Source organism: Burkholderia mayonis (genome assembly GCF_001523745.2).
GTDB lineage: Bacteria > Pseudomonadota > Gammaproteobacteria > Burkholderiales > Burkholderiaceae > Burkholderia > Burkholderia mayonis.
Window position 1 is genome coordinate 3,399,686 of record NZ_CP013386.1, and the last position, 24,437, is coordinate 3,424,122.

At 68.8% G+C, this 24,437-nt stretch carries 23 protein-coding genes; 2 read left to right on the plus strand and 21 right to left on the minus strand.

Annotated elements, in window-relative coordinates; all coding sequences use genetic code 11:
- Positions 1-98: 98 nt before the first annotated feature.
- The 13 genes from ptsP to WS70_RS16415 form a co-directional block, all read right to left on the minus strand.
- Positions 99-2,696 (minus strand): phosphoenolpyruvate--protein phosphotransferase, encoded by a 2,598-nt coding sequence (ptsP, locus tag WS70_RS16355; protein ID WP_059596781.1) that lies wholly within the window; start codon positions 2,694-2,696, stop codon positions 99-101.
- Between the two features lie 25 nt (positions 2,697-2,721).
- The gene (locus WS70_RS16360; RefSeq protein ID WP_059596782.1) at positions 2,722-3,729 is read right to left on the minus strand and encodes an SIS domain-containing protein; all 1,008 of its coding nucleotides are present in this window, start codon (positions 3,727-3,729) and stop codon (positions 2,722-2,724) included.
- On the minus strand, positions 3,722-4,825 hold the full coding sequence (nagA, locus tag WS70_RS16365) for an N-acetylglucosamine-6-phosphate deacetylase (protein WP_059596783.1): 1,104 nt from the start codon (positions 4,823-4,825) through the stop codon (positions 3,722-3,724). The genes WS70_RS16360 and nagA overlap by 8 nt, the downstream gene beginning before the upstream one ends.
- 99 nt (positions 4,826-4,924) lie before the next feature.
- A complete protein-coding gene (locus tag WS70_RS16370) occupies positions 4,925-5,659 on the minus strand; it encodes a GntR family transcriptional regulator (RefSeq protein ID WP_059596784.1) in 735 nt (244 codons plus the stop codon).
- Positions 5,660-5,948: 289 nt separating this feature from the next.
- On the minus strand, positions 5,949-9,146 hold the full coding sequence (locus WS70_RS16375) for an error-prone DNA polymerase (RefSeq protein WP_059596785.1): 3,198 nt from the start codon (positions 9,144-9,146) through the stop codon (positions 5,949-5,951).
- 5 nt (positions 9,147-9,151) lie between these two features.
- The gene (locus tag WS70_RS16380; protein WP_059471807.1) at positions 9,152-10,627 is read right to left on the minus strand and encodes a Y-family DNA polymerase; all 1,476 of its coding nucleotides are present in this window, start codon (positions 10,625-10,627) and stop codon (positions 9,152-9,154) included.
- Positions 10,560-11,270, minus strand: coding sequence for a translesion DNA synthesis-associated protein ImuA (imuA, locus tag WS70_RS16385; RefSeq protein ID WP_059596786.1), 711 nt, complete (start codon positions 11,268-11,270; stop codon positions 10,560-10,562). The genes WS70_RS16380 and imuA overlap by 68 nt, the downstream gene beginning before the upstream one ends.
- 390 nt (positions 11,271-11,660) lie before the next feature.
- On the minus strand, positions 11,661-12,455 hold the full coding sequence (locus tag WS70_RS16390; RefSeq protein WP_059471809.1) for an ABC transporter ATP-binding protein: 795 nt from the start codon (positions 12,453-12,455) through the stop codon (positions 11,661-11,663).
- Entirely contained in the window at positions 12,456-13,352 is an 897-nt protein-coding gene (locus tag WS70_RS16395; RefSeq protein ID WP_059596787.1) for an ABC transporter permease, read from the minus strand.
- A gap of 159 nt (positions 13,353-13,511) precedes the next feature.
- The gene (locus tag WS70_RS16400; protein WP_059471811.1) at positions 13,512-14,483 is read right to left on the minus strand and encodes an ABC transporter substrate-binding protein; all 972 of its coding nucleotides are present in this window, start codon (positions 14,481-14,483) and stop codon (positions 13,512-13,514) included.
- Positions 14,484-14,729: 246 nt separating this feature from the next.
- Positions 14,730-15,548, minus strand: coding sequence for a MetQ/NlpA family ABC transporter substrate-binding protein (locus WS70_RS16405; protein WP_059471812.1), 819 nt, complete (start codon positions 15,546-15,548; stop codon positions 14,730-14,732).
- Positions 15,549-15,701 carry a permease gene (locus WS70_RS16410; RefSeq protein ID WP_082716240.1) on the minus strand — a complete coding sequence of 51 codons (153 nt, stop codon included), beginning with the start codon at positions 15,699-15,701 and terminating at the stop codon, positions 15,549-15,551.
- Positions 15,698-17,326 carry a methyl-accepting chemotaxis protein gene (locus WS70_RS16415; RefSeq protein WP_059596788.1) on the minus strand — a complete coding sequence of 543 codons (1,629 nt, stop codon included), beginning with the start codon at positions 17,324-17,326 and terminating at the stop codon, positions 15,698-15,700. The genes WS70_RS16410 and WS70_RS16415 overlap by 4 nt, the downstream gene beginning before the upstream one ends.
- Positions 17,327-17,514: 188 nt before the next feature.
- Here WS70_RS16415 and WS70_RS16425 point away from each other — a divergent pair, with 188 nt between their 5' ends.
- Complete coding sequence (locus tag WS70_RS16425) at positions 17,515-17,805, plus strand: YciI family protein (protein ID WP_059596789.1); 291 nt, start codon at positions 17,515-17,517, stop codon at positions 17,803-17,805.
- Between the two features lie 232 nt (positions 17,806-18,037).
- On the opposite strand, the gene WS70_RS16430 is transcribed toward WS70_RS16425, so the two are convergent.
- The 5 genes from WS70_RS16430 to WS70_RS16450 form a co-directional block, all read right to left on the minus strand.
- The gene (locus WS70_RS16430; RefSeq protein WP_059471815.1) at positions 18,038-18,655 is read right to left on the minus strand and encodes an SCO family protein; all 618 of its coding nucleotides are present in this window, start codon (positions 18,653-18,655) and stop codon (positions 18,038-18,040) included.
- Positions 18,656-18,674: 19 nt separating this feature from the next.
- Positions 18,675-19,577 (minus strand): heme o synthase, encoded by a 903-nt coding sequence (cyoE, locus tag WS70_RS16435; protein WP_059596790.1) that lies wholly within the window; start codon positions 19,575-19,577, stop codon positions 18,675-18,677.
- 12 nt (positions 19,578-19,589) lie between these two features.
- Positions 19,590-20,699, minus strand: a complete 1,110-nt coding sequence (locus WS70_RS16440) for a COX15/CtaA family protein (protein ID WP_059596791.1) — start codon at positions 20,697-20,699, stop codon at positions 19,590-19,592.
- Between the two features lie 43 nt (positions 20,700-20,742).
- Positions 20,743-21,384: an SCO family protein gene (locus WS70_RS16445; protein WP_059471818.1), complete on the minus strand. Its 642-nt coding sequence runs from the start codon at positions 21,382-21,384 to the stop codon at positions 20,743-20,745.
- Between the two features lie 64 nt (positions 21,385-21,448).
- On the minus strand, positions 21,449-22,162 hold the full coding sequence (locus tag WS70_RS16450; RefSeq protein WP_059471819.1) for an SURF1 family protein: 714 nt from the start codon (positions 22,160-22,162) through the stop codon (positions 21,449-21,451).
- Between the two features lie 87 nt (positions 22,163-22,249).
- On the opposite strand from WS70_RS16450, the gene WS70_RS16455 reads away from it, so the two are divergent.
- Complete coding sequence (locus tag WS70_RS16455) at positions 22,250-22,459, plus strand: twin transmembrane helix small protein (RefSeq protein WP_004200193.1); 210 nt, start codon at positions 22,250-22,252, stop codon at positions 22,457-22,459.
- 159 nt (positions 22,460-22,618) lie between these two features.
- On the opposite strand, the gene WS70_RS16460 is transcribed toward WS70_RS16455, so the two are convergent.
- The 3 genes from WS70_RS16460 to WS70_RS16470 all read right to left on the minus strand — a co-directional run bounded on the left by WS70_RS16460 (position 22,619) and on the right by WS70_RS16470 (position 24,434).
- Positions 22,619-23,476: a cytochrome c oxidase subunit 3 gene (locus tag WS70_RS16460; protein ID WP_059471820.1), complete on the minus strand. Its 858-nt coding sequence runs from the start codon at positions 23,474-23,476 to the stop codon at positions 22,619-22,621.
- Positions 23,477-23,607: 131 nt separating this feature from the next.
- On the minus strand, positions 23,608-23,811 hold the full coding sequence (locus WS70_RS16465; RefSeq protein WP_059471821.1) for a DUF2970 domain-containing protein: 204 nt from the start codon (positions 23,809-23,811) through the stop codon (positions 23,608-23,610).
- A 17-nt stretch (positions 23,812-23,828) separates the two neighbouring features.
- Complete coding sequence (locus tag WS70_RS16470) at positions 23,829-24,434, minus strand: cytochrome c oxidase assembly protein (protein WP_059471822.1); 606 nt, start codon at positions 24,432-24,434, stop codon at positions 23,829-23,831.
- Positions 24,435-24,437 lie beyond the last annotated feature (3 nt).

Sequence of the window (24,437 nt, forward strand, 5' to 3'; positions counted from 1 at the left end):
CGATCCTCCAATCCTTATTGTGTCTCGTCGTTGAATAATTGATCAGCCATGTGGGTTGAAACCGAAACGCACGCGATTCGCCTGACGCCGGACGCTCTTCAGTCCGCCGGCCAGATCTCGCGGCTTGCTGCCCTCACCGCCTGCGCCGATTCGAGCGCGAGCAAGTCTTGCGCGCGCTGCCGGCACAACTGGTAATCGAGACGGCGCACCCGCGCCTTGATGCCCGGCACCGACACCGGGTCCACCGACAATTCCGTCACGCCGAGGCCGACCAAGACCGGCACCGCGACCGGGTCGCCGCCCAGCGCGCCGCACACGCCGACCCACTTGCCGTGCTTCTCGGCGCCGCGCACGGTTGCATCGACGAGCCGCAGCACGGCAGGATGCAAGCCGTCCGCGAGCGCCGCGAGATCCGCTTGGCAGCGATCCATCGCGAGCGTGTATTGCGTGAGATCGTTCGTGCCGATCGACAGGAAGTCCGCGTGCTTCGCAAGTTGATCGGCGAGGAGCGCGGCCGACGGCACCTCGATCATCACGCCCACTTCGACGGGCTCCGCGCGGCCCATCGCGCGCGCGAAGTCGTCGATGCGCTTGCGGATGCGCACGAGCTCGCCGACGTCCGTCACCATCGGCAGCAGGATCCGCACCGAGCCGTACGGCTGCACCGCGAGGAGGCCCTGCAACTGATCGTCGAGCAGATCCGGGCGCACCTGCGCGAGACGGATGCCGCGCAGGCCGAGCGCCGGGTTCGGCTCGGGCGGCAGCGTCAGATAGTCGACTTCCTTGTCCGCGCCGACGTCGAGCGTGCGGATGATCGCCGTGCGCCCTTGCAGCGCGTCGACGATCGATTGATAGCTCTGCCGATGTTCGGACGTCGTGGGCGCGGCCTGCCGGTGGATGAACATCAGCTCGGTGCGCAACAGGCCGATCGCGTCGGCGCCGTTGTCGACCGCGACGCGCGCGTCGTCGAGCGTCGCGATGTTCGCGGCGACTTCGATCTTGTGGCCGTCGCGCGTCACCGCGGCTTCGCCCGACACACGCCGGTTCGCTTCGCGCACGCCCGCGAGACGCTGCCGTTCCAGGCGCGCGCGCTCGACGTCGAGCGCGGTCGGCGCGTATTCGAGGCGGCCCGCGCTCGCATCGACGACGACTTGCGTGCGCTCGGGAATCGCATACAGCGCATCGCCGACCGCGACGAGCGCCGGGATGCCGAGCTGGCGCGCGATGATCGCCGCATGCGACGTCGCGCCGCCGCGCGCCATTACGAGCGCCTGCACGCGCTCGCGATCGAGCGACGACAGATCGGACGGCGTGAATTCCTCCGCCGCGAGCACCGCTTCGGCGGGCAGCTCGCGCGCGGTCGCGCTCGCGTAGCCGAGCGCGCGCAGCACGCGCTTGTCGATGTCGCGCAGATCGGCCGCGCGCTCGGCGAGAAGCGCGTCGTCGACGTCGGACAGCACGGCGGTCTGCGCGCGAATCGTCTCGCGCCACGCGTGGCCCGCGCTCTTGCCGAGGCTGATCAAGTCGCGCGCGGCGTCGACGAGCGCCGGGTCTTCGAGCAGCACGCGGTGCACGGCGAAGATGCCGGCTTCGCCGATCGCGCCGCGCTGCGACGCTTCGCGCACCGTCGCCTCGAGCTCCGCGTCGACGGCGGCGAGCGCGCGGTCGAGCAGGCGGCTCTCGGCCGCCGGCGTGCCACTCGCGAGCTCGGGCGGCGCGATGTCCGCGTCATCCCAGCGCACGAGCGCGCCGACCGCGATGCCGGGCGCCGCGCACACGCCCGCGAGCGTGTTCGGATCGAGCGGCGCGAGCCCCGCCGCCGCGACGACGGGCGCCGGAGACACGATGCGCGCCGGCTTCTCTTCGGCCTCGCCGTGCGCTTCGCGCAGCAGCTCGTGCGCGACGAGCTCGATCGCCTGCGCGGCGTCGCGGCCCGTCGCAACGAGCTCGATCGCCGCGTGCTCGCCCGCGCCCAGGCCGAGCAGGCCGACGACGCTCTGCAGCGCCGCCTTACGTCCCTCGAAATGCACTTCGACGTGTGCGTCGAGCCCGCGCGCCGCTTCGCGCGCGCGCGCGGCAGGCCGTGCATGCAGGCCGCCCGGCTGCGTGAGCGTGATCGACTTGCGCACCTCGGCGGCGACGCTCGCGCCGTCGCCAGCCGCGCCCGCGCCCGCGACGGCGCCCGCCGCCGCGCCGCGCGCGCGCAGCTTGAGCAGCGGCGTCTCGCCCGCCTTCGCGACGCCCGCGCCCGCGCGCTCGACGACTTCGAACGCATCCGAATTCGCGATCGCGATCACCGACACGAGGCTGTGCGCGGCGCGCGCGATCGAATCCTGATCGAACTCGATCAGCAGATCGCCCGCCGCGACGCGCGCGCCTTCCGCGACCTTCGCCGCGAAGCCGAGGCCGTTCAGCTCAACCGTGTCGATGCCGATGTGCAGCAGGATCTCCGCGCCGCCGTCGGCCGTGATCGTCACCGCGTGGCCGGTGCGCGCGACGTGCGACACGATGCCCGCGCACGGCGCGACAAGCCGGCCTTCGAGCGGGTCGATGCCGATGCCGTCGCCGAACATGCCGCCCGAGAACACAGGATCGGGCACGTCGGCGAGCGGCACGACGGGTCCCGTCAACGGAGCGACCAGCACGGTCTGGTCGTGGGATGCTTGCTTCAACTGTGACTCCTCGGCACGTCTCATGGCTGTCTCGTCTCGTCGGTGATCGTCAGTGCGTTTCGGTGACTTTGTGCAGATGGCGCGGCGCGTCGGGATCGCGGCCGCGTGCGACGGCGAGCTCGGCTGCCATCACGTAGAACGAAAGGATGGCCGCAATCGGATCGAGCGCCGGATGCGCGGTGCGCGCAAGCGGCAGCGTCGCATCGGGCGTGCCCGCGGGCGCGGCGAGCAAAACGCGCGCGCCGCGCGCGCGCATGTCGCGCGCGAGCTGCAGGAGGCCCTCCTGCTCCGGCCCGGGCGGCGCGAACACGAGGAGCGGATAGTCGCGGTCGATCAGTTCCATCGGGCCGTGCCGCACTTCGGCGCTCGAGAACGCCTCGGCCTGGATGCCCGACGTCTCCTTCAGCTTGAGCGCCGCCTCCTGCGCGATCGCGAGGCCGAGCCCGCGGCCGATCACGATCATCCGCTCGACGTCGCGCAGTTCTTCGACGGCGGACGACCAATCGAGCCTGCCCGCCTGATCGAGCGCGTCGGGCAGGCTGCGCAGCGCGGAGACGAGCGCGGCGTCGCGCTGCCAGAACGCGACGAGCTGCGCGGACAGCGACAGCATCGCGATATAGCTCTTCGTCGCGGCGACCGACAGCTCGGGGCCGGCGAGGAGCGGCAATGGGTGCTCGCACGCGTCGGCGAGCGGCGACGGCAGCACGTTGACGGCGGCGACCGTCAGCGCGCCGGCTTCGCGCAGCGCGGTCATCGTGTTGACGAGGTCCGGGCTCTTGCCCGATTGCGAGAACGCGAGCGCGAGCTGGCCCTGCACCTTGAGGGGCGCCTGCTGCAGCGTCGCGACCGACATCGGCAGCGACGCGACGGGCACGCCGAGGCGGCTCATCGTCAGGCTCGCGAAATAGCTCGCCGCGTGATCGGAGCTGCCGCGCGCGACGGTCAGCGCGACCTGCGGCGCGTTCGCGGCGAGATGGAGCGCGAGCGCCTCGACGCGGCGCGTGTCCGCGAGCTGCGCGGCGACGACGCGCGCCGACTCGCGCGCCTCGTTAAGCATATTCGACAATCGATTCTCCTTCGACAAAGGTCGCAGTCAGGTTCAGTTCGCGATCGAACACGACGAGATCCGCCCACGCGCCGCGCTCGATGCGGCCGCGATCGGCGACGCCGAGATAGTCGGCCGCATAGCGCGACATCCGGTTCGACACGTCGGCGATCGGCAGGCCGAGCGACACGAGATTGCGCAGCGCCTGGTCCATCGTCAGCGTGCTGCCGGCGAGCGTGCCGTCGGCGAGGCGCACGCCGCCCAGGCACTTCGTCACGCGCTGGCTGCCGAGCCGGTACTCGCCGTCGGGCATGCCCGTCGCCGACGTGCTGTCGGTCACGACGTACAGACGCGGGATCGCGCGCAGCGCGGCGCGGATCGCGCCCGGATGCACGTGCAGCAGGTCGGGGATGATCTCCGCGTATTCGGCGTGCGCGAGCGCCGCGCCGACGATGCCCGGATTGCGGTGATGCAGCGGCGACATCGCGTTGAACAGGTGCGTGAAGCCGCACGCGCCGTGCTTGAGCGCGGCGACCGCGTCGTCGTACGTGCCGAGCGAGTGACCGAGCTGCACGCGCACGCCGCGCGCGGCCATCTCCGAAATGATCTCGATGTGGCCGGAGATCTCCGGCGCGAGCGTGACGACGCGGATCGGCGCGATCGACAGATACTTCAGCACCTCGTCGAGCACCGCGGACACCGCCGCGTCCGGCTGCGCGCCGAGCTTGCCGGGATTGATGTACGGGCCTTCGAGATGCACGCCGAGCACGCGCGAGCCGCCCGGCGTGCGCACGCGCGCGACGTCGCCGAGATCCGCGACGACGCGCATCAACTCGTCGCGCGGCGCCGTCATCGTCGTCGCGAGCAGGCTCGTCGTGCCGTAGCGCGCGTGCGTGCGCGCGATCGTCTCGATCGCATCGCCGCCTTCCATCACGTCGGCGCCGCCCGCGCCGTGCACGTGCAGATCGATGAAGCCGGGCAGCACGTATTGCGCGTCGTTCTTCGACGGATCTGTCGCGTCGCCCGACAGTGCGGTGATCCGGCCGTTCTCGAACTCGAGCGTGCCGTGGATCCAGCCTTCGGGGGTGAGTATGTTTCCGGTCAGCATGACGTTCTCTGATATCTGGTGATGCGTATTGGGTCGGTGCTGCGTACTGCTGCGAGAGGGCTTGCGGGTCGTCCGGGCTGCCGCCGACAGTCTGTCGTGTCAGCGTTTCAGCTCGGCGACGAAATCGTAATAGTCGTCACGGCAATAGGTTTCGGTCGTCTCGATCGCACGCCGGTCGGTGCCGTAACCGATCCGCGTGATGACGAGCAGCGCGGCGCCCAGCGCGATGCCGAGCCACTGCGCGACGTCGGGCGGCGCGTTCGCCGCGCGAAACCGCTGCGACGCGCGCACCACTTCGAGTCCGCGCGACTGCAGGTAGCTGTACAGCGACCCTTCGAGCGCCTGCGGCTCGGGCACGCAGGTCGCGGGCAGCGTCGAGCGCTCGTACGCCATCACGATGCCGTCCGCGCGCCGCAGCCGTTCGAGGCGCGCGACCGTCGCGCCGGGCGAAAGGCCGAAGCACGCGATTTCGTCGCGGCGCGCGGCGCGCAGGCTGCGCGCGAGCCACACCGAATCGGGTGCGAACCCGCGCTGGCGCATCTTCGCCGAAAACCCGACGAGCCTCGACAGCGGATCGGCGATGCGCGGCGTGATGAAGCTGCCCGCGCCGCGCACGCGGCGGATGAGGCCCTGCTCGACGAGGAGCGCGAGCGCGCGGCGCGCGGTGATCCGCGACACGCCGGCCGCCGCCGACAAACCGCGCTCGGACGGCGGCGCCTCGCCGGCGCACCATGTGCCGCCGTGAATCGCGCCGGCGAGATTGCGGGCGAGCTGCAGGTAGAGCGGGGTGTCGCTGCGGGCATCCAGCGCCAGCGCCGACCAGCCGATATCCATAGGTCTCCGGGTGCGAAAACGGGTGGGCGTCGTCCGAAAGCGAGGCCATTATATAACCAAAATAATACCAATCAATTTGATCAAAATCGGTACGCCGAATCGCTGGAAAGCGTTGTCGGTCAAAGGTTGGCACGCACCGAAGCCCTTTATTTACAGCATGTTACGAGATAGGTATTTACCCTAACACCCAAAACCGGGCGTCGGACGAACACACCGGAGCAGACTGGATTTTGACGAAATAGAGACCGAAATAGCACCAGTGCTGCGCACTGGTATGCACCGGTCCGCATCAATGGAATTCGCGGCTCTCGGTCCGCAAGCCGGCGATGAGCGGCGTCAGATCCTCGAGATATTGCGCGACCAGGTGCCGGACGTCGCTCTCGCACTGCCAGACGCCCGACACCGCGAGCAGCCGCGAATCGAGCGTCTCGCGCCGCTGCCGCTCGAGCAGCTCCGGCCGGACGATCACGTTCACGCAGCCCGTCTCGTCCTCGAGCGTGACGAACAGCACGCCCTTCGCGGTGCCCGGCATCTGCCGCGCGGTCACGAGCCCGCACGCGCGCGCAAGCCGACCGTTGCGGCGATCGCGCAGCGCCGCGGCGGACGACAGCCGCCGCGCGTCGAGCTCGGGCCGCAGCAGCGCGACCGGATGCCGGTTCAGCGTGAGGCCGATCGTGTGATAGTCGGCGAGGACGTCGTCAGCCTCGGACGGTGCGCCGAGCTCGGGCTTCACCGCTTCGTCGATCGGCGCGGCGGCGAGCAGATCACGCTCCGGCACTGCGGCGACCGCCTGCCACAGCGCGTCGCGACGGTGGCCGGCGAGCGCCGCGAACGCGTTCGCGGCGGCGAGCGCTTCGAGATCGCGGCGCTCGAGGCGCGCGCGGCGCGCGAGTTCATCGACGCTCGCAAACGGCCCAGCCGCACGCGCCGCTTCGATCCGCCGCGCGGCGTCCTCGCCCAGGCCGCGCACGAGCGACAGGCCGAGCCGCACCGCCGGCTGCCCGTCGGGCGGCATCTCGCCGAGCTGCGCTTCGAGCGACGCGTCCCAGCCGCTTGTCATCGCGTCGATCGGCAGCACCGTCACGCCGTGGCGCTTCGCATCCTGCACGAGCTGCGCGGGCGGATAGAAACCCATCGGCTGGCTGTTCAGCAGCGCGGCGACGAAGATCGCCGGCTCGTGGCACTTGAGCCAGCTGCTCGCGTAGACGAGATGCGCGAAGCTCGCCGCATGGCTCTCCGGAAAGCCGTATTCACCGAAGCCCTTGATCTGCTCGAAGATCTGCTCGGCGAATTCGGGCGGATAGTCGCGCTCGCGCATGCCGCCGACGATCTTGCGCCGATACTGCTCGAGATTGCCCTTGCGCTTCCACGCGGCCATCGCGCGGCGCAGCGCGTCGGCCTCGCCGGGCGTGAAGCCCGCGGCGATGATCGCGATCTGCATCACCTGCTCCTGGAAGATCGGCACGCCGCGCGTGCGCTCGAGCGCCGGCTTCAGGTCATCCTTCGGATACGTGACGGGCTCGAGGCCCTGCCGCCGCTTCAGATACGGATGCACGGCGCCGCCCTGGATCGGCCCCGGCCGCACGATCGCGACTTCGATCACGAGATCGTAATAGTCGCGCGGCCGCAGACGCGGCAGCATCGACATCTGCGCGCGCGATTCGATCTGGAACACGCCGACCGTGTCGGCGCGGCAGATCATGTCGTACGTCGCCGCGTCGTCCTGCGGGATGCTCTGCATCCCGAACGGCTTGCCGTCCCGCTTGCCGCGCCACGCCGTGACCATGTCGAATGCGCGATGCAACGCGGACAGCATGCCGAGCGCGAGCACGTCGACCTTCATCAGCCCGAGCGCCTCCAGATCGTCCTTGTCCCACTGGATCACGCGCCGCCCTTCCATCGCCGCGTTCTCGACCGGCACGAGCCGCGTGAGCTTGCCGCGGCTGATCACGAAGCCGCCCGAATGCTGCGACAGATGGCGCGGAAAGCCAAGCAGCCGCGCGGCGAGCTCGGCCCACGCGCGAATCAGCGGCGTGTCCGGATCGAGCCCGACCGACTCGAAGCGCGCGAGCAGATCGCGGCTGCCGTCGAACCAGCGATGCGCCTTCGCGACCCGTTCGACGAGCATCGGATCGACGCCGAGCGCCTTGCCGGTCTCGCGCAGCGCGCCGCGCGGGCGATAAGTCGACACGGCAGCGGCGAGCGCCGCGCGGTCGTGGCCGTATTTTTCGTAGAGATACTGAATGACCTCCTCGCGACGCTGATGCTCGAAGTCGACGTCGATGTCGGGCGGCTCGCCGCGTTCGCGGCTGATGAAGCGCTCGAACAGCAGCGAGCTCTTTTCCGGATGCACTTCGGTCACGCCGAGGCAAAAGCAGACGACGGAGTTCGCGGCCGACCCACGCCCCTGGCACAGGATGTCGCGGCTGCGCGCATATTGGACGACGTCGTAGACCGTCAAAAAATACGGCTCGTATTTCAGCTCGGCGATCAGCTCGAGCTCGTACCGGATCCTCTCCTGCACCGTGTCCGGCACGCCGTGCGGATAGCGCTTGCGCGCGCCCGCCCAGGTTTCCCGCCGCAGGTAGCTCGTCGGCGTATGGCCTTCGGGCACGAGTTCGCGCGGATATTCGTAGCGCAGTTCGTCGAGCGAGAAGTCGCACGCGTCGAGTATCCGGCACGTCTCCGCGATCGCCTCGGGCGGAAACAGCTGCGCGATCCGCTGACGCATGCGCAGGTGCTGCTCCGCGTTCGGCGCGAGCGCGTAGCCGCATTCGGCGATCGGCGCCCCGAGCCGGATCGCCGTCATCGCATCCTGCAGCGGCTTGCACGAGCGCGCGTGCATCGTCACGTCGCCGAGCGCGACGATGTGCATCCCGCACCGCTCGCCCGCCGCCCGGATCTCCTCGCGATGCGCGCCGTCGAGCGCGCGCTGCAGTTGCACGAGCCCGAGCCGCGCGCGTTCGCCGAACAGCGCATCGAACCACGCGAGCTGCGCATCGAGCATGTCGGCGCGCGCCGGATACGTCGGCACGAGAATCGCAAAGCAGTCGGGCACGCCGCGCAGATGCGCGAATTTCGACGGCGGCGCGGCCAGCATCCGCGGCGTGAGCCGGTAGGTGCCCTTCGGCGCGTCCATCCGCCGCCACGAAATCAGCTCGGACAAGTTGCCGTAGCCTTCGCGATTCCGCGCGAGCAGCACGAGGCCGAATGCGCCGGGGCCCGGATCGCGTCCCGGCGCGACGTCGTCAGGCGTCACGCCGAAGTACGCGCCGACGACGAGCGGCAGCCCCTTCGCGTTCGCCGCGACGTGCATGCGCGGCGCGCCGGCGAGCGAGCATTCGTCGGTGATCGCGATGCCGCGATAGCCGTGCGCCTTCGCCTGCTCGACGAGCTCGTCCGCCGACGACGCGCCGTGCAGGAACGAGAAATTCGACCGGCAGAACAGCTCCGCGTAGTCGGGCAGGATCTTGGATGCCGCGTCCATGCCGCTCACCCGAACAGGCCGTGCAGGAACCAGCACTGCCCCGCCGCGCCGCTGCCGCGCTCCTGGTAGACCCAGTAGCACGCGCCGTCGTCGTCCTGCGCGACGCGATAGTCGCGCGCGACGAGCTGGCCGTCGAACCAGCCCGCCTCGATTCGCTCGATCGACGACACGAACTTGAGCGGCGTGCGATAGACCGGCCAGTTCTCGCGCATCACGAGCGGCAGCGGCTCCGCGAGCAGCCACGCGGGACGCGGCGGCGCGACGGGCGGCGCGGCCGGCTTGCCGGCCGGCGCGTCGAGCGGCAGCCAGCGGTTCGCCGCCTCGGGCCGGTGATCGGCGACGGGCGCCGCGCGCAGCACGTTGTCCGCGCCGAGCCGCGCGGTCAGGAGTTCGACGAGCCGTGCGCGCGCCTCGCGAGTACCGCCCGGCTCGGGGAACAGATCGTCGGCGGGCGGCGTGACCGATTCGACGCGCGTGACGGTCAGGCGCACCGCGATCACCGCGGCTGGCAACGTGACGCGCGCGAGCCGCTCGCCGAGAACGCGCATGAAGTGCGTCTCGTCGCGCGCGGGCTCGGCGAACGCGAGCTCGAGCGACGTCGGCGGCACCGCCTGGCGGCCGCGCTCGTGCTCGAGCGCAAACGTCATCGCCGACAGCGACAGGTGCCGCGCGGCGAGCCAGCCGCATAGCTGCACGACGAGCCGCCGCGAGACGAACAGCACCGCCTCCGCATATTCGACGCGCTCCGGCAATTCGAGCCGCGCGTCGAACACGGGCGGCGCCGGCATCCATGCGAGCGGCTCCGCGACGTCGCCGTACGCGCGATCGAGCGCGGCAACGAGCGCGGGACCGCAGCGGCGCGTGAGCCCCGCGCGCGGCAGGCGGCGCAGGTCGGCGAGCGTGCGGCAGCCGAGGCCGTCGAACCAGCCGGCGTACGGGCGCGCGTCGGGCAGCAGCTCGCACGGCAGCGCATCGAGCGCGCGCACGAGCGACGCCGTCCGCACGATCCGCCGCCGCGTGCGCGGCCGGCCCGGTGCGCGCGCGAGCAGCCACGCGCCGCGCCCGGTCGGCGCGGCGGCAAGACGCGCCGCGTAGCCGAGCGTGGTGAGCGTCGCGCGCACCTGCCGGCACAGCGACGGCAGGCCGCCGAACAGCCGCAGGCTCGCGCCGACGTCGACGACGAGCGTCGCTTCGTCGTCGAGCGCGACGCACGGCGAGAAGCGCAAGAGCGCGAGCGCGACCGCACGCAGCGCATCAGCCTCGCGCGCCGGATCGCGCTCGACGAGCCGCGCGCCTGGCGCGAGCGTCAGCACGCCGCCGCGCTTCATGCCGGCGCGCACGCCGCGCGCGCGCGCGGCCGAATCGGCGACCAGCACGACGCCCTGTTCGAGCACCGCGCAGCCGTCGCCGCCGTCAGGCGACGACGGCGCGCACACGTCGAGCGGCAGGCGCGGCAGATGGATGCCGAGCAAGACGCGCATAACGGCTCTCCACGATGGGCGACGGCAACTCGAGCGGGAGCGGCTCGCCGCGCGCCGGCCCGCGGCGCTTGACGATCTCGACCGACACGCCGCCCGGCGACGGATGCAGCGCGACACGCAGCACCGCGGGCGACGGCTGCCGCGCGGCCGCAAGCGGCCGGAACATCACGAACAGCGTGTCGCCCGCGCGCGCGGCGGCGAGATGCAGGCGGCGCAACGCATCGGCGCGCGTGTTCTGCTGCCACAGCAGGAGCGCGCCGCAGCAGCCGGTCTTGAGCGCCTGCTCGGCCGCCCACAGCGCATCCGCGCCGCTGTCCGCGCGCAGCCACAGCATCGCGTCGAGCGGCACGCCGAGGCCGGTGAGCGCGCACGCATGCGGCGATTGCGGCGGCGCGACGAACGCGAGCGGCCGCCGCGCGCTGCCGGTCGCAGCGAGCGCGGGCGCGAGCACGCGCATCTCGCCGCAGCCCGCGTGCGGCACGAGCAGCTCGACGAGCCCGCCGACCGGCCAGCCGCCCCCCGGCAGCTCGGCCGACAGCGCCGCATAACCGGTGTCGACCGTGCGCGGACCGCCGCGCGCGAGCTGGGAGCCGCGCCAGAGCGACGGATGCAGCGATTCGAGGGAAAGGGAGGAGCCGGACATCGCGTTGCCGATAACTGTATATTTGTACAGTATATGGCAACGCCTCCGCGACGCACAGCAACCGATGTGAAACCGGCCTTTCGTCAGAGGATCGGAGGAAAAATCGAATCGGAACCCGCGGAGCGCTACGGCAATGAACCTCCGCTGCCCCGCCCCAGACAGCCGCCGGACAGCCGCTCGGAATTGTCCGCTTCGGCAAGCCGCGACACCCGCTCGCACGAAGTCGCGGCGGCCGGAAACGCAAAATCCCCGCCGCCGCACCGGTCGAAACGAAACCGCCGCACCCGGAACCCGAGAACGGACGGCTCGCCCCGCGTCGCACGCCGCCGCCCTTTCGCCGCCCCGAACGCCGCGCGCAACGCCGCCGCGTCCCCGTCCCGCCGCCGAACGTCAGCCGAGCAGCAACGCGTCGTCGTCGAGCTTCTCGTGCCGCGTCTTCTCGAACAGTTTCAGCAGATCGGGCACGTCGAGCCCGCGGCGCTCGTCGCCGGACACGTCGAGCACCACCTGCCCCTGATGCAGCATCACCGTGCGATCGCCATAATCGAGCGCCTGCCGCATGCTGTGCGTGACCATCATCGTCGTCAGTTTGCTCTCGGCGACGATTCGCGCCGTCAGCTCCAGCACGAACGCTGCCGTCTTCGGATCGAGCGCGGCCGTGTGCTCGTCGAGCAGCAGGATCCGCGACGGCTGCAGCGACGCCATCAGGAGGCTCACCGCCTGCCGCTGCCCGCCCGACAACAGGCCGATGCGGTCGGCGAGCCGGTTCTCGAGCCCGAGATTCAACAGCCGCAGCTTGTCGCGAAACAGCTCGCGCGACGCGCGGTTCAGCGACGGCCGAAAGCCGCGCCGCGCGCCGCGCGCCATCGCGAGCGACATGTTCTCCTCGATCGTCAGCGCTTCGCAGGTGCCAGCCATCGGGTCCTGGAACACGCGCGCGACAAGTGGCGCGCGGCCCCACGCGGGCTTGCGCGTGACGTCGACGCCGTCGATCGTGATTTGCCCCGAATCGACCGGCTGATCGCCGCTCACCGCGTTCAGGAACGTCGACTTGCCGGCGCCGTTCGAGCCGATGACCGTGACGAATTGGCCGTTCGGGATGTCGAGCGACAGCCCTCGCAGCGCGCGCGTCTCGATCGGCGTGCCGGGGTTGAACGTGAGCTTCAGGTCTTGTGCGGACAGCATTTACACCCCTCCCGTCTTGCGGGCGAACAGCTTCTTGCGCGTCGCGGGCAGCACGAGCGCAACCGTCACGAGCACGGCCGTCACGAGGTTCAGGTCCTGCGCCTTCAGGCCGATGAACTCGCTGTTGAGCGCGAGCGCGATGAAGAAACGATAGAGGATCGCGCCGAGCACGACGGCGAGCGTCGTGAGGAAGAGCCGCCGCGCGGGCAGCAGCGTCTCGCCGATGATCACGGCGGCGAGCCCGATCACGATCGTGCCGATCCCCATCGAGATGTCCGAGCCGCCCTGCGTCTGCGCGAACAGCGCGCCCGCGAGCGCGACGAGCGCGTTCGACAGCGCCATCCCGGACAGCGTCGCGCGGCCGGTCGCGATGCCTTGCGCGCGCGCCATCCGCGGATTCGCGCCCGTCGCGCGCATCGCGAGCCCCAGCTGCGACGAGAAGAACCAGTCGAGCCCGAGCTTCGCGACCACAACGACGACGCACAACAGCGCCGGCCGCAGCACGTAGTCGGGCATCCAGTCGGGCTGCAGCACCGTGAAGAGCGTGGGCTCGGTGATGAGCGGCACGTTCGGCCGCCCCATGATCCGCAGGTTCACCGAATAGAGCGCGATCATCATCAGGATGCTCGCGAGCAGATCCATGATCTTCAGGCGCACGTTGAGCCAGCCGGTGACGAAGCCCGCGCACGCGCCTGCGGCGATCGCGACGAGCGTCGACGTGAACGGATCGTGGCCCGCGGAGATCAGCGTCGCGGCGACCGCGCCGCCGAGCGGAAAGCTGCCGTCGACGGTCAAGTCGGGAAAGTTGAGGATGCGAAACGAGATCAGCACCCCGAGGGCGACGAGGCTGAAGATGAGGCCGATCTCCAGCGCGCCCAGAAGAGAGAAAAGAGACATGGTGGGGAAATCCTGTTGCTGCGTGCTGGGCGGGACGGGACGGCGCGCGGCGGCGGCGCCCGACCCGGCCCGAGCCCGTGGGCCGCGCGCAGCGAGCGGCCCGCCGAGGCCCGCCGAACGAGCACCCTCGTTCGGCGGGCGCCGGCTCGCGCGCTCGCGTTACTTGATGACCGTCTTCGCCTCTTTGACGAGATCGGGCGCGAGCGTCACGCCCTGCTTCGCGGCCGCGTCGGCGTTGACGAACAGCTCGAGGTTGCTGCTCGTCTCGGACGCGATCGCCCCCGGCTTCTCGCCCTTCAGGATCCGCGCGACGACCTTGCCCGTCTGCCGGCCGAGGTCGCCGTAGTTGATGCCGAGCGCCGCGACGCCGCCGCGCTTCACGCTGTCGGTGTCGCCCGCGACGAGCGGGATCTTCGCCTCGTTCGCGACCTTCACGAGCGATTCGTACGCGGACACGACGTTGTTGTCGGTATTCGTGTAGATCACGTCGACCTTGCCGATCAGGCTCTTCGCGGCGGGCGCGATGTCGACGGTGCGCGGCGCGGCGGCTTCCTTGAGCGCCATCCCCTGCTTCGCGAGGATCTCCTTCAGCGCCTTCACGACGACGACCGAATTCGCCTCGCCCGGGCTGTAGACCATGCCGACCGTCTTCGCCTTCGGCACGACGCGCTTGATGAGCGCCACTTGCCTGTCGAGCGGCAGCTTGTCGGACACGCCCGTCACGTTGGTGCCCGTCGGTCCCCAGCCCTTGACGAGCTGCGCGGCGACAGGATCGGTCACGCCCGTATAGACGACGGGCACGCTCTTCGTCGACGCGACGACGGCCTGCGCGGCGGGCGTCGCGATCGCGACGATCACGTCGGGACGATCGCCGATGAACTTGCGGGCGATCTGCGCCGCGGTGCCGGTGTTGCCCTGCGCGCTCTGGTATTCCCACTTGAGCTTGTCGTCGCCGTAGCCCTCGGCCTTCAGCTCCGCGCGCACGCCGTCGCGGATCGCGTCGAGCGCCGGATGATCGACGATCGACAGCACCTTGACGGTCTGCGCGTGCACGGCGCCGGCGCCGAGCATCGCGAACGCCGCGACGCCCGCCGCGATCGAATGAGCGGCAACGATCTTGAATCGCTTCATGAGTCTGTCTCCCCCGGTTCTGAATGGTAGGCGGGCCGCGCTCCCCGGAACGTGCGCGGCTCGCGCCGCCGCGCCGAAAACGGGGCGCGACGGCATGCGTCCGAGGATATCATTTCCGCAGACTATTCAATATTTCGGGACAGTACGGACGAGCGTGCGCCGGCGGATCGCAGGCCGCTTCGCCCAAAACAAAAAAGCCCGCGCGATGCGCGGGCCTTCCGGCGATTCGAAGCTATCGGACGGCGCTCAGAAAGACGCGACCATCGAACCCTTGAACTGCTTCGCGATGAATTCCTTCACTTCCGGCGACTGGTACGCCTTCACGAGCTTCTTCACCCAAGGCTGATCCTTGTCCTTCGCGCGGACCGCGATCAGGTTCGCGTACGGGCTCGTCAGCGATTCGAGCGCGATCGCATCCTTGGTCGGCTGCAGGTTCGCGGCGAGCGCGTAATTCGTGTTGATCACGGCCGCGTCGACGTCGGACAGCACGCGCGGCAGTTGCGCGGCGTCGAGCTCGGTCAGCTTCAGCTTCTTCGGATTCTCCACGACGTCGAGCACGGTCGCGTTGTTGCCGCCCGTGCCGGCGCCCGCCTTCAGCTTGATCACGCCTTGCGTCTGCAGCAGCAGGAGCGCGCGGTTCTCGTTCGACGGATCGTTCGGCAGCGCGACCTTCGCGCCGGCCGGCAGATCCTTCAGCGACTTGAACTTCTTCGAATAGACGCCGATCGGCGAAATGTACGTGAGGCCCGCGCTCACGATCTTGTAGCCGCGCTGCTTCACCTGGCTGTCGAGGTACGGCTGGTGCTGGAAGCTGTTCGCGTCGAGGTCGCCCGCGTCGAGCGCCGCGTTCGGCTGCACGTAGTCGTTGAATTCGATCACCTTCACGCTGAGGCCCTGCTTTTCCTTGGCGACCTTCTGGACGACTTGCCAGACCTGCGCGTCCGGACCCGCGACCGTGCCGACCTTGATCACCTTGTCCTGCGCTTGCGCGCCGACGGAAACGGAGAGGGCAGCCGCGCCGGCCGCAACTGCGGAGACAACTTTCAGGAGAGTGCGACGCTTCATCTATTTCTCGCTTGCTTGCAGAACCATCCAGGCTCGATAAAGGGGGCGCGACGGCCTGACCGGCCGGGCCGCGCTGACGAAAGCGCAAATGGTGTCACAAGATCGCAAGGCTGTGAAATACATCCCGCTCATATAGGTATGGGATTGCGTCATGCGAGCGCCGGCTCGACGCGCCCGGACGAAGCGGCCGCATTCGGGCCGCCGCCCGCCGTACCCGCAGAAGCCGCGCCGTCGCCGACCTGGAACGCACTCACCGATTCACGCAGGCGCGCCGCCTGCTCCTGCAGCGACGACGCGGCGGCGGCCGCCTCCTCGACGAGCGCCGCGTTCTGCTGCGTCATTTCGTCCATCTGCGTGACGGCGCGGCCGACCTGCGAGATCCCGCTCGACTGCTCCTCGGATGCGGCCGCGATTTCGCCCATGATGTCGGTCACGCGCCGCACCGCCTGCAGGATCTCGGTCATCGTCGTGCCCGCCTGGCCGACGAGCGCCGAGCCGTTGTGCACGCGCTCGACCGACGCGTCGATCAGCTGCTTGATCTCCTTCGCCGCGGTCGCGCTCCGCTGCGCGAGCGAGCGCACCTCGCCCGCGACGACCGCGAAGCCGCGCCCCTGCTCGCCCGCGCGCGCCGCCTCGACGGCCGCATTGAGCGCGAGGATGTTGGTCTGGAACGCGATGCCGTCGATCACGCCGATGATGTCGGCGATCTTCTGCGAGCTGTCGTTGATCTCGCCCATCGTGCCGATCACGCGGCTCACGACGTCGTTGCCTTTCAGCGCGATCTCGGACGCGCTGTTCGCGAGCCCGCTCGCCTGTCGCGCATTCTCGGCGTTCTGCTTGACCGTCGCGGTCAGCTCTTCCATGCTCGCCGCGGTCTCCTCGAGCGACGCGGCCTGCTGCTCGGTGCGCTGAGACAGGTCGTGATTGCCCGCTGCAATCTCGTGGCTCGCCGCCGCGATCGACTCCGCCGCAAGGCGTATGCCGCCGATCGTCGACTGCAGGCGGCCCTGCATGTCGCGCATCGCGGCCATCATGCTCGTCTCGTCGCCCGCGCGCACCGCGACGGGCCGCGTCAGGTCGCCCGCCGCGATCCGCGCGGCAAGCGTGGCCGCCTCGTCCGGCTCGCCGCCCAGGCTCGCGCGCACGTTGCGGATGATGACGAGCATCGCCGCCGTGATCACGAAGCCGATCACGAACACCATCGCGAGGTGGCCGACGAGCGTCTCGTAGTAGACGGTGTCGATGTCCTTCAGGAACACGCCGCTCGAGATGTTCCAGTCCCACGGCGCAAAGCGCGTCACGTAGCTGATCTTCGGCACCGCGGTCTCGCTGTGCGGCAGCCGCCCGCGATACTCGGCGAAGCCGTGCCCACGCTCCTTCGCCGCGTTCAGGATCGCGACGAAGAGCGGCTTGCCGTCCGGATCCAGGTAATCGCCGACCTGCGTGCCGACGAGCTTCGGCAGCGTCGGATGCATCAGCACGACGGGCTTCGAATCCATCACGAACAGATAGCCGGAATCGCCGTAGCGCATCGCCGACAGGCGCTCGAGCGCGTCGCGCCGCGCATCGGCGTCGCTCATCTTGCCGCTCTGCGCGAGCGCGTAATACGCCTTCACGACGCCCGCCGCCGAATCGACGAGGTTCGCCATCCCTTCCTTGCGCTCGGCGAGCATCGTCGAGCGCGTCTCGAACGCGCTCCACGCCCCCACCCCCAGCAATCCGACCCATACGAGCGCAAGCGCCAGCCACAACTTGCGATTCAAGCTCATTCTGTTCATCGTGTGTGCCTTCCCGTGTCGTGTTCGTTGCGCACCATCCGCGCCGCGGCCCCGGCAACGAACGATCGCTGCCGCTATTTACGGCACGCTGACTTACAACTTGAATGGAAGCGCGACGGCGGCGGTTGTGCTACAAGGACGGCTTGGCCGCGACAGGGCGTCGCGGTCCGCTTTCCGACGAGGCCTCCATGTACGTGATCGACATCCGCTACACCGCGCCGCTCGAGCGCATCGACGACGCGCTCGAACGCCACCGCGCGTATCTGCAACGCCATCTCGACGCCGGCGTGTTCGTCGCGTGCGGGCCGAAGGTGCCGCGCGACGGCGGCGTGATCCTCGCCGTGCGGATCGATCGCGACGCGCTGGATGCGATCCTCGAAACCGACCCGTTCGTCACCGACGGCCTCGTCACGTACACGGTGACCGAATTCAAGACGACGCGCGTCGCGCCGGGCGTCAATCTGCCGGCGCTGCCGTAAGCGGCGCGCGAGTTCGGGAAAAGAAAGGGAGAATCGCGAAGGCGGGATCGACTGACGGGACGGCAAAACCGGCTGCTTGCGGCAAAACGCCGTTGTCCGCGGCGATTGCCGCGATCGCCGCGCCGCGATTTCCGCCATCGTCATGAAAAACACCCCGAAGGCCGGACCGGCGTCCGACGCTTCGGGGTGCATGTCGCGCCGACGTGCGGCCGCGCGGCCACACGTTTCGCTATCAGTCGAGCAGCAGCTTCAGGTCGTGGACCCACGGCCCCGGCCCCTGGCCGTCGCGCACGAAGAGGCGCAGCTTGCCGTTCGGATCGAACACGTAGCTCGCAGCGGTGTGGTCCATCGTGTAGCTGTCGGGCGTCTTGCCCGGCACCTTCGCGTAATAGACGCGGAAATCCTTCGTCACCTTCTTCAGCTGCGCCTCGTCGGCGGGCCGCAGGCCGATGAAGGCCGGATTGAACGCGGGCACGTACTGGCCGAGGAGCGCCGCGGTATCGCGCTCCGGATCGACGGTGACGAACAGCACCTGCACACGCTTGCCGTCCGGGCCGAGCTGCTGCAGCGCCTGCGACAGCTCCGCCATCGTCGTCGGACACACGTCCGGGCAGTGCGTGTAGCCGAAGAACACGACGACCGCCTTGCCCTTGAATTCGCCGAGCGTGCGGATCTTGCCCGTCGTGTCCGGCAGCGCGAAGTCGCTCGCGAATTGCGAGTTGCCGGTGATGTCGAGATTCTGGAACGCCGGCTGCTTGTTGCAGCCCGCGATCGACAATGCGCCCGCGAGCATGCAGGCGAACAGCCAGCCGCGCTGCGCGCGGCGGCGTGCGAACAGGGATTTGAGCATCGCAGTCGAACCGTTGGAGTTACATCCCGATCACGGGACGTGCGTAGTGATCGACCAAAAGCGCGGCGAACAGCAGCGACAGATAGACGATCGAATAGCGGAACGCCTTGCGCGCGAGCGCGTCCGAATAATCGCGATAGATCTTCCACGCGTACGCGAGGAAGATCGCGCCGAGCAGCACGGCGCTCGTCAGGTAGACGGCCCCGCTCATGCCGGAAATGAACGGCATCATCGTGACCGCGAACAGGATCACCGTGTACAGCAGGATGTGCAGCCGCGTGAACTTCTCGCCATGCGTGACGGGCAGCATCGGCAGGCCCGCGTTCTCGTAGTCCTTGCGGCGGTACAGCGCGAGCACCCAGAAGTGCGGCGGCGTCCAGACGAAGATGATCAGCACGAGAATCCACGCGTCGCCCGGCACCGCGCCCGTGACGGCCGCCCAGCCGAGCGCGGGCGGCATCGCGCCCGACGCGCCGCCGATCACGATGTTCTGCGGCGTCATCGGCTTGAGCAGCAGCGTGTAGATCACCGCGTAGCCGACGAACGTCGCGATCGTCAGCCACATCGTCAGCGGATTCGTGAACGTGTAGAGCGTCCAGGCGCCGAGGCCGCCCAGTACGGTCGAGAACACGAGGATCTGCGCGGTCGTGATCTCGCCGCGCGCGGACGGCCGCCACGCGGTGCGCCGCATCATTGCGTCGATCTTCTGCTCGACAAGGCAATTGATCGCAAACGCGGCGCCCGCCAGCAGCCAGATGCCGATCGTGCCGCCGAGCAGCACGGTCCACGGCACCATCCCCGGCGTCGCGAGGAACATCCCGATCACCGCGCAGAACACGGCGAGCTGCGTGACGCGAGGCTTCGTCAGCGCCAGATACTGGGAGAGGCGGCTACCGGGCGTTTGGGAAAGTGTGGTGTCCATGTACGGTCAACGTCACGCGGGCGCGGCGTCGCGCGCGGGTTGCGCGGCGCGGCCGGGACGGCTTGAAAGGATGCGAAAGTTTAGCATGACGACGAGGAGGAGCAGGATCGCGGCCCCCCCGTTATGCGCGACCGCGACCGGCAAAGGCCACTGCAACACGATATTCGTCAAACCCGTGACGAATTGCAGCACGACGACGACGAGCACGCCGTTCGCCGGGCGCCGCAACGACGCGAAGCGGCGCATCTTCAGCGCGAACGCGACCAGGTACGCGACGACGACGAACGCGAACGTCCGGTGCGTCCAGTGGATCGCGACGAGCGCGTCCTGCGTGATCGCGTCGCCGTCGTTCGTCATGCCGAGCGCGCGCCACAGGTGGAAGCCGTTGCGAAAGTCCATCGGCGGAATCCACGCGCCGTTGCAGGTCGGGAAGTCGGTGCACGCGAGCACTGCGTAATTCGTGCTGACCCAGCCGCCGAGCGCGATCTGCGCGACGAGCAGGACGAGCGCGGCGAGCGCCGCCGCGCGATAGCGGCCGACCTCGGGCTCGTATGCGGGCAGCGGCGTCTGGCGCGCGGCGAGCCAGCCGAGCGTGCCGAGCAGCGTGAGGCCGAGCAGCAGATGGATCGTCACGATCACCGGCTGCAGCTTCATCGTCACGGTCCACGCGCCGAACGCGCCCTGCACGAGAATCAGCAGCAGCAGGCTCGTCGGCCACCACGGCGATACGTGGAGCGGCCGGCGGCGCAGCCGCGCGGCCCACGCGATCACGGTCTGCGCGATGATCAGCACGCCGATCGCCATCGCGAAATAGCGGTGGATCATCTCGATCCACGCCTTCGTCATACTGACGGGGCCCGTCGGCATCGCCTGATGCGCGGCGGTGATCGCCGCGTGCGCGACGAACGGCGACGACGTGCCGTAGCAGCCCGGCCAGTCCGGGCAGCCGAGACCGGAATCGGTCAGGCGCGTGAAGCCGCCGAACATCACGAGATCGAGCGTCAGGAACGTCGTGATCCAGACGAGCTTGCGGAACTTGTCGTCGTCCGCCTTCACCCACACGTACGACAGCGGCAGCAGCGCGATGCAGAGGCCGATCAGGCCGAGTTGCAGTAGATACATCCGTGTTTCTCTCTTACCCTCTATCGCCGGTCGCAGCCGGCGCTCAACCGATGCTCGACCACTTGAGGAGCTTCGTCACGTCCTTCTTGATCTTGCTCGGATCCGGATTCTTCGGGAAACGCATCATCAAATTGCCGTTCGGATCGACGAGATAGATGTGATCGGCGACCTGCGTGCCCGCGTCGGCCGGCAGCCATGCGGCGACGGCGGCCGGATCGGCGCGCAGCTTGACCGTGTCCGGATATGCGTCCGCGATCGCGGCCGGCACGTTCGCCGCGTCGCTCTTCAGCCACACCATCGTGATCCGTTGCCGCTCGCCCGCCTGCGTCGCGCGCACCTGGCGCATGAAATAGAGCTTCTTCGCGCACACGTCGTTGCACGCGCCGCCGTCTTCCATCACGAACAGCCACACGCCGCGCAGCGACGCGAGCGGCACCGTCTTGCCCGCTTCGTCGACGACGTTCAGATCGGGCGGAATCGGCCGCTGCGGCTCGATCAGCGTGCCGTAGTTGGTCGCGCCGCCGCGCGGCTTGATCACGTAATACGTGAAATACGACGCGATCACGGGCGCCGCGCAGACGAGCGCGAGCGCGAGCAGCACCCAGCGGCCGCGCTTCCATGAACCGCGCTGCGCGGGTTCCGCTTGCCGGCCGCCCTGCGGCTCCGTCGGACGGGAAAATTGCATCACCAAAGAAACCTCTTGAAACGATGGACGTCGCGCGTCGCAGCGCGACGGACCGGCGCCGCCGTCACGCGTCGCCGGACTGCTTTTTCGCCGCGCGCCGCGCGGCATACAGACCGAAGCCGGCGGCAGCCGCCGCCATGCCCCACCATTGGAACATGTAACCGTAGTTGCGCTCGACGCCCGTCGTCGGCGCGGGCCAGTCGCGCACGAGCTTGTCGCCGCCGTCGCTCGTCTGCTGAATCACGAACGGCTGCAGCGGCAGGCCGGTTTCCTGCGCGTACGCGGCGGCGTCGAGATTCTGCCGGATCTTCTGATGCGCGGCCGAGCCGCCTTCGCCGAGCTCGAACGCGCGCGACGCGCTGCCGCGCGCGATGCCCTCGATCGTCACGTCGCCCGCCGGCGTCGCGAACGGCTCAATCGCGGTGCGGTCGGCGAAATTGCGCGGCAGCCATCCGCGGTTCACGAGCACGTAGCCGCCGTTCGCGAGCTTCAGCGGCATCACGACATAAAAGCCCGGCTGATCGTTGTACGGCCGGTTGTCGAGGAACACCGCGAGCTCCGGCATGAAGCGGCCAACCGCGCGCACGCGGTGGAACTCGATGTCCTTCAGCGCGACGGGCTCGCGCGGCACGTCGAAGGGACTCGCGTGCTCGTAGCGCGTGATCTGCGATTCGAGCGCCTCCTTCTGATGCGCGCGGTCGCGCTGCCAGAAACCGAGCCGCACCGTCACCGCGATCACCGCGAGAATCAGCAGCGCGGGCAGCCAGCGAATCCTCATCGCGCCGCTCCCTGGGGGCGACGACTGCCCGACCGAAGTGAGATAATGTTTTTTTCTTCCTCTAATTGCCGGTTTCCGGTTAGCTTCATGCACATTCTCGTTCCGATCGCCTTCGTACTCATCATCGCCAGCATGGTGTCGGCGCTGTATTTCATGATGCACGACCGGGGCCATACGAAGCGGATGGTCTGGTCGCTCGCGATGCGAGTCGGCCTGTCGATCTCGCTGTTCCTGTTCATCCTGTTCGCGAACTGGATGGGCTGGATCCATTCGACCGGCATTCCGATCGGCCGCTGATGCGGCATAACGCCGCACGAACACGATCCATTTAAGCAAAAACGCCGCCCGACGAAGTCGGGGCGGCGCACCGGTCGGCCTGCGGCCCTTCGGCGCACATCGCGGCGCCGACGAACCAAGCAAACGGCCCGCGCATCGCTGCGCGGGCCGTTTTCGTTGTTACAGCCAGTAGACGACGACGTACAGGCCCAGCCAGACGACGTCGACGAAGTGCCAGTACCACGCGGCGCCTTCGAATGCGAAGTGGTGATCCGGCTTGAAGTGGCCGCGGATCATCCGCGCCAGCACCACCGCGAGCATCGTGCCGCCCAGGAACACGTGGAAGCCGTGGAAGCCCGTCAGCAGGAAGAACGTCGAGCCGTACACGCCGGAGCCGAGCGTCAGGTTCAGCTCGTTGTACGCGTGGAAATACTCGAAGCCCTGCAGGAACAGGAAGCAGATACCGAGCACGAGCGTCGCGGCGAGCCATGCGATCGCTTTCGTGCGGTGATCGTCGCGCAGCGCGTGGTGCGACACCGTCAACGTCGCGCCCGACGACAGCAGCAGCGCGGTGTTGAGGGTCGGGATCGGCCACGGGCCCATCGTCTTGAAGTGGCCGACGAGCGCGCCCGGGCCTTCGTTCGGCCACACGGCGGAAAAGTCCGGCCAGATCAGCTTGTAGTCGAGGCTGCCGAGCTGATGCATCGCGATTTCACGCGCATAGAACAGTGCGCCGAAGAACGCGCCGAAGAACATCACTTCGGAGAAGATGAACCAGCTCATGCTCCAGCGATACGACTTGTCGACGCGCTTGCCGTACATCCCGCTTTCGGACTCGGCGATCGCGTCGCCGAACCAGTGATACAGCACGAACAGAAGCCACAGCAGCCCGACGAGCGCCGTGTAGGGCGCCCACGGCTCGCCGTTGACCCACAGCGCAAACGAGCCGAGCATGACCAGCAGGCCGACGGCCGCGCTGATCGGGTGCTGCGACGGATGCGGCACGAAATAGTACGGGCTCTCGTTTTGACCGGTCATGCTTGATTCTCCACTTCAGTCCAATTTGTTCCGGAACGATCCGGCTTATTTCTCTCTCGCGGCGCACGCGGCGCCGCCTCACCTTCTGCTTGCGGACTCGCGAAGCCGCGCGCCCGCCAAATCCGAATCCGCTACCCCACCACCGCGCGCACGATCAGGATCAGCACGCCGACGAAGAGCGCCGCCCCGATCAACGCGGCGATCAGCACGTGCAGCGGGTTGAGCTGCGTCGCGTCCGCTTCGAGATCGCGCCGCTTGCGCACGCCGAAGAACGACCACAGGACCGCCTTCATCGTCTGCAAGAACGTACTCTTGTTACCCGATCCGCTCGTCATTGTCGCCCTCCCCTGTGTCAGGCGGCGGGCTTCGCCGCGGCGCCGCCCGTCTGCCCCGCGGCGCCACGCGCAGCGGGCGCCGGCGTATTCAACTCGAAAAACGTGTACGACAGCGTGATCGTCTTCACGTCCTTCGGCAGCTTCGGATCGATCACGAACACGACCGGCATATCGCGCGTCTCGTTCGCCGCGAGCGTCTGTTGCGTGAAGCAGAAACATTCGATCTTCTTGAAGAACTCGGTGGCCTGCTTCGGCGCGTAGCTCGGGATTGCCTGCGCGACCACCGTTCTGCCCTGCCCGTTCGTCACTTCGTAGACGACCGTCGTCAACTCGCCCGGATGCACGTCGATGCTGTTGCGCTTCGGCTTGAAGCCGAGCGGTCCGCGCGCGTTCGCGTCGAGCTCGATCGACACCGTCCGGGTGTAATCGATCTGCGTGTTCTTCGCCTCGCGCTCGCTGACGTCGCGCTGCAGCAAGTTGTTGATGCCGGTGATCTGGCAGATCGCGCGGTACATCGGCACCAACGCGAAGCCAAAGCCGAACATCAGCCCCGCCACGACGACGAGCTTCACGAGCATCGACCGGTTGAACGCGCGATCGACGTTCGCCTCGGACTTCGACATCAG

Bases quoted from the DNA above. Each gene is read 5' to 3' on its own strand.
- ptsP (WP_059596781.1), bottom strand. From the start codon at position 2,696: ATGAGACGTGCCGAGGAGTCACAGTTGAAGCAAGCATCCCACGACCAG.
- WS70_RS16360 (WP_059596782.1), bottom strand. From the start codon at position 3,729: ATGCTTAACGAGGCGCGCGAGTCGGCGCGCGTCGTCGCCGCGCAGCTC.
- nagA (WP_059596783.1), bottom strand. From the start codon at position 4,825: ATGCTGACCGGAAACATACTCACCCCCGAAGGCTGGATCCACGGCACG.
- WS70_RS16370 (WP_059596784.1), bottom strand. From the start codon at position 5,659: ATGGATATCGGCTGGTCGGCGCTGGCGCTGGATGCCCGCAGCGACACC.
- WS70_RS16375 (WP_059596785.1), bottom strand. From the start codon at position 9,146: ATGGACGCGGCATCCAAGATCCTGCCCGACTACGCGGAGCTGTTCTGC.
- WS70_RS16380 (WP_059471807.1), bottom strand. From the start codon at position 10,627: ATGCGCGTCTTGCTCGGCATCCATCTGCCGCGCCTGCCGCTCGACGTG.
- imuA (WP_059596786.1), bottom strand. From the start codon at position 11,270: ATGTCCGGCTCCTCCCTTTCCCTCGAATCGCTGCATCCGTCGCTCTGG.
- WS70_RS16390 (WP_059471809.1), bottom strand. From the start codon at position 12,455: ATGCTGTCCGCACAAGACCTGAAGCTCACGTTCAACCCCGGCACGCCG.
- WS70_RS16395 (WP_059596787.1), bottom strand. From the start codon at position 13,352: ATGTCTCTTTTCTCTCTTCTGGGCGCGCTGGAGATCGGCCTCATCTTC.
- WS70_RS16400 (WP_059471811.1), bottom strand. From the start codon at position 14,483: ATGAAGCGATTCAAGATCGTTGCCGCTCATTCGATCGCGGCGGGCGTC.
- WS70_RS16405 (WP_059471812.1), bottom strand. From the start codon at position 15,548: ATGAAGCGTCGCACTCTCCTGAAAGTTGTCTCCGCAGTTGCGGCCGGC.
- WS70_RS16410 (WP_082716240.1), bottom strand. From the start codon at position 15,701: ATGACGCAATCCCATACCTATATGAGCGGGATGTATTTCACAGCCTTG.
- WS70_RS16415 (WP_059596788.1), bottom strand. From the start codon at position 17,326: ATGAACAGAATGAGCTTGAATCGCAAGTTGTGGCTGGCGCTTGCGCTC.
- WS70_RS16425 (WP_059596789.1), top strand. From the start codon at position 17,515: ATGTACGTGATCGACATCCGCTACACCGCGCCGCTCGAGCGCATCGAC.
- WS70_RS16430 (WP_059471815.1), bottom strand. From the start codon at position 18,655: ATGCTCAAATCCCTGTTCGCACGCCGCCGCGCGCAGCGCGGCTGGCTG.
- cyoE (WP_059596790.1), bottom strand. From the start codon at position 19,577: ATGGACACCACACTTTCCCAAACGCCCGGTAGCCGCCTCTCCCAGTAT.
- WS70_RS16440 (WP_059596791.1), bottom strand. From the start codon at position 20,699: ATGTATCTACTGCAACTCGGCCTGATCGGCCTCTGCATCGCGCTGCTG.
- WS70_RS16445 (WP_059471818.1), bottom strand. From the start codon at position 21,384: ATGCAATTTTCCCGTCCGACGGAGCCGCAGGGCGGCCGGCAAGCGGAA.
- WS70_RS16450 (WP_059471819.1), bottom strand. From the start codon at position 22,162: ATGAGGATTCGCTGGCTGCCCGCGCTGCTGATTCTCGCGGTGATCGCG.
- WS70_RS16455 (WP_004200193.1), top strand. From the start codon at position 22,250: ATGCACATTCTCGTTCCGATCGCCTTCGTACTCATCATCGCCAGCATG.
- WS70_RS16460 (WP_059471820.1), bottom strand. From the start codon at position 23,476: ATGACCGGTCAAAACGAGAGCCCGTACTATTTCGTGCCGCATCCGTCG.
- WS70_RS16465 (WP_059471821.1), bottom strand. From the start codon at position 23,811: ATGACGAGCGGATCGGGTAACAAGAGTACGTTCTTGCAGACGATGAAG.
- WS70_RS16470 (WP_059471822.1), bottom strand. From the start codon at position 24,434: ATGTCGAAGTCCGAGGCGAACGTCGATCGCGCGTTCAACCGGTCGATG.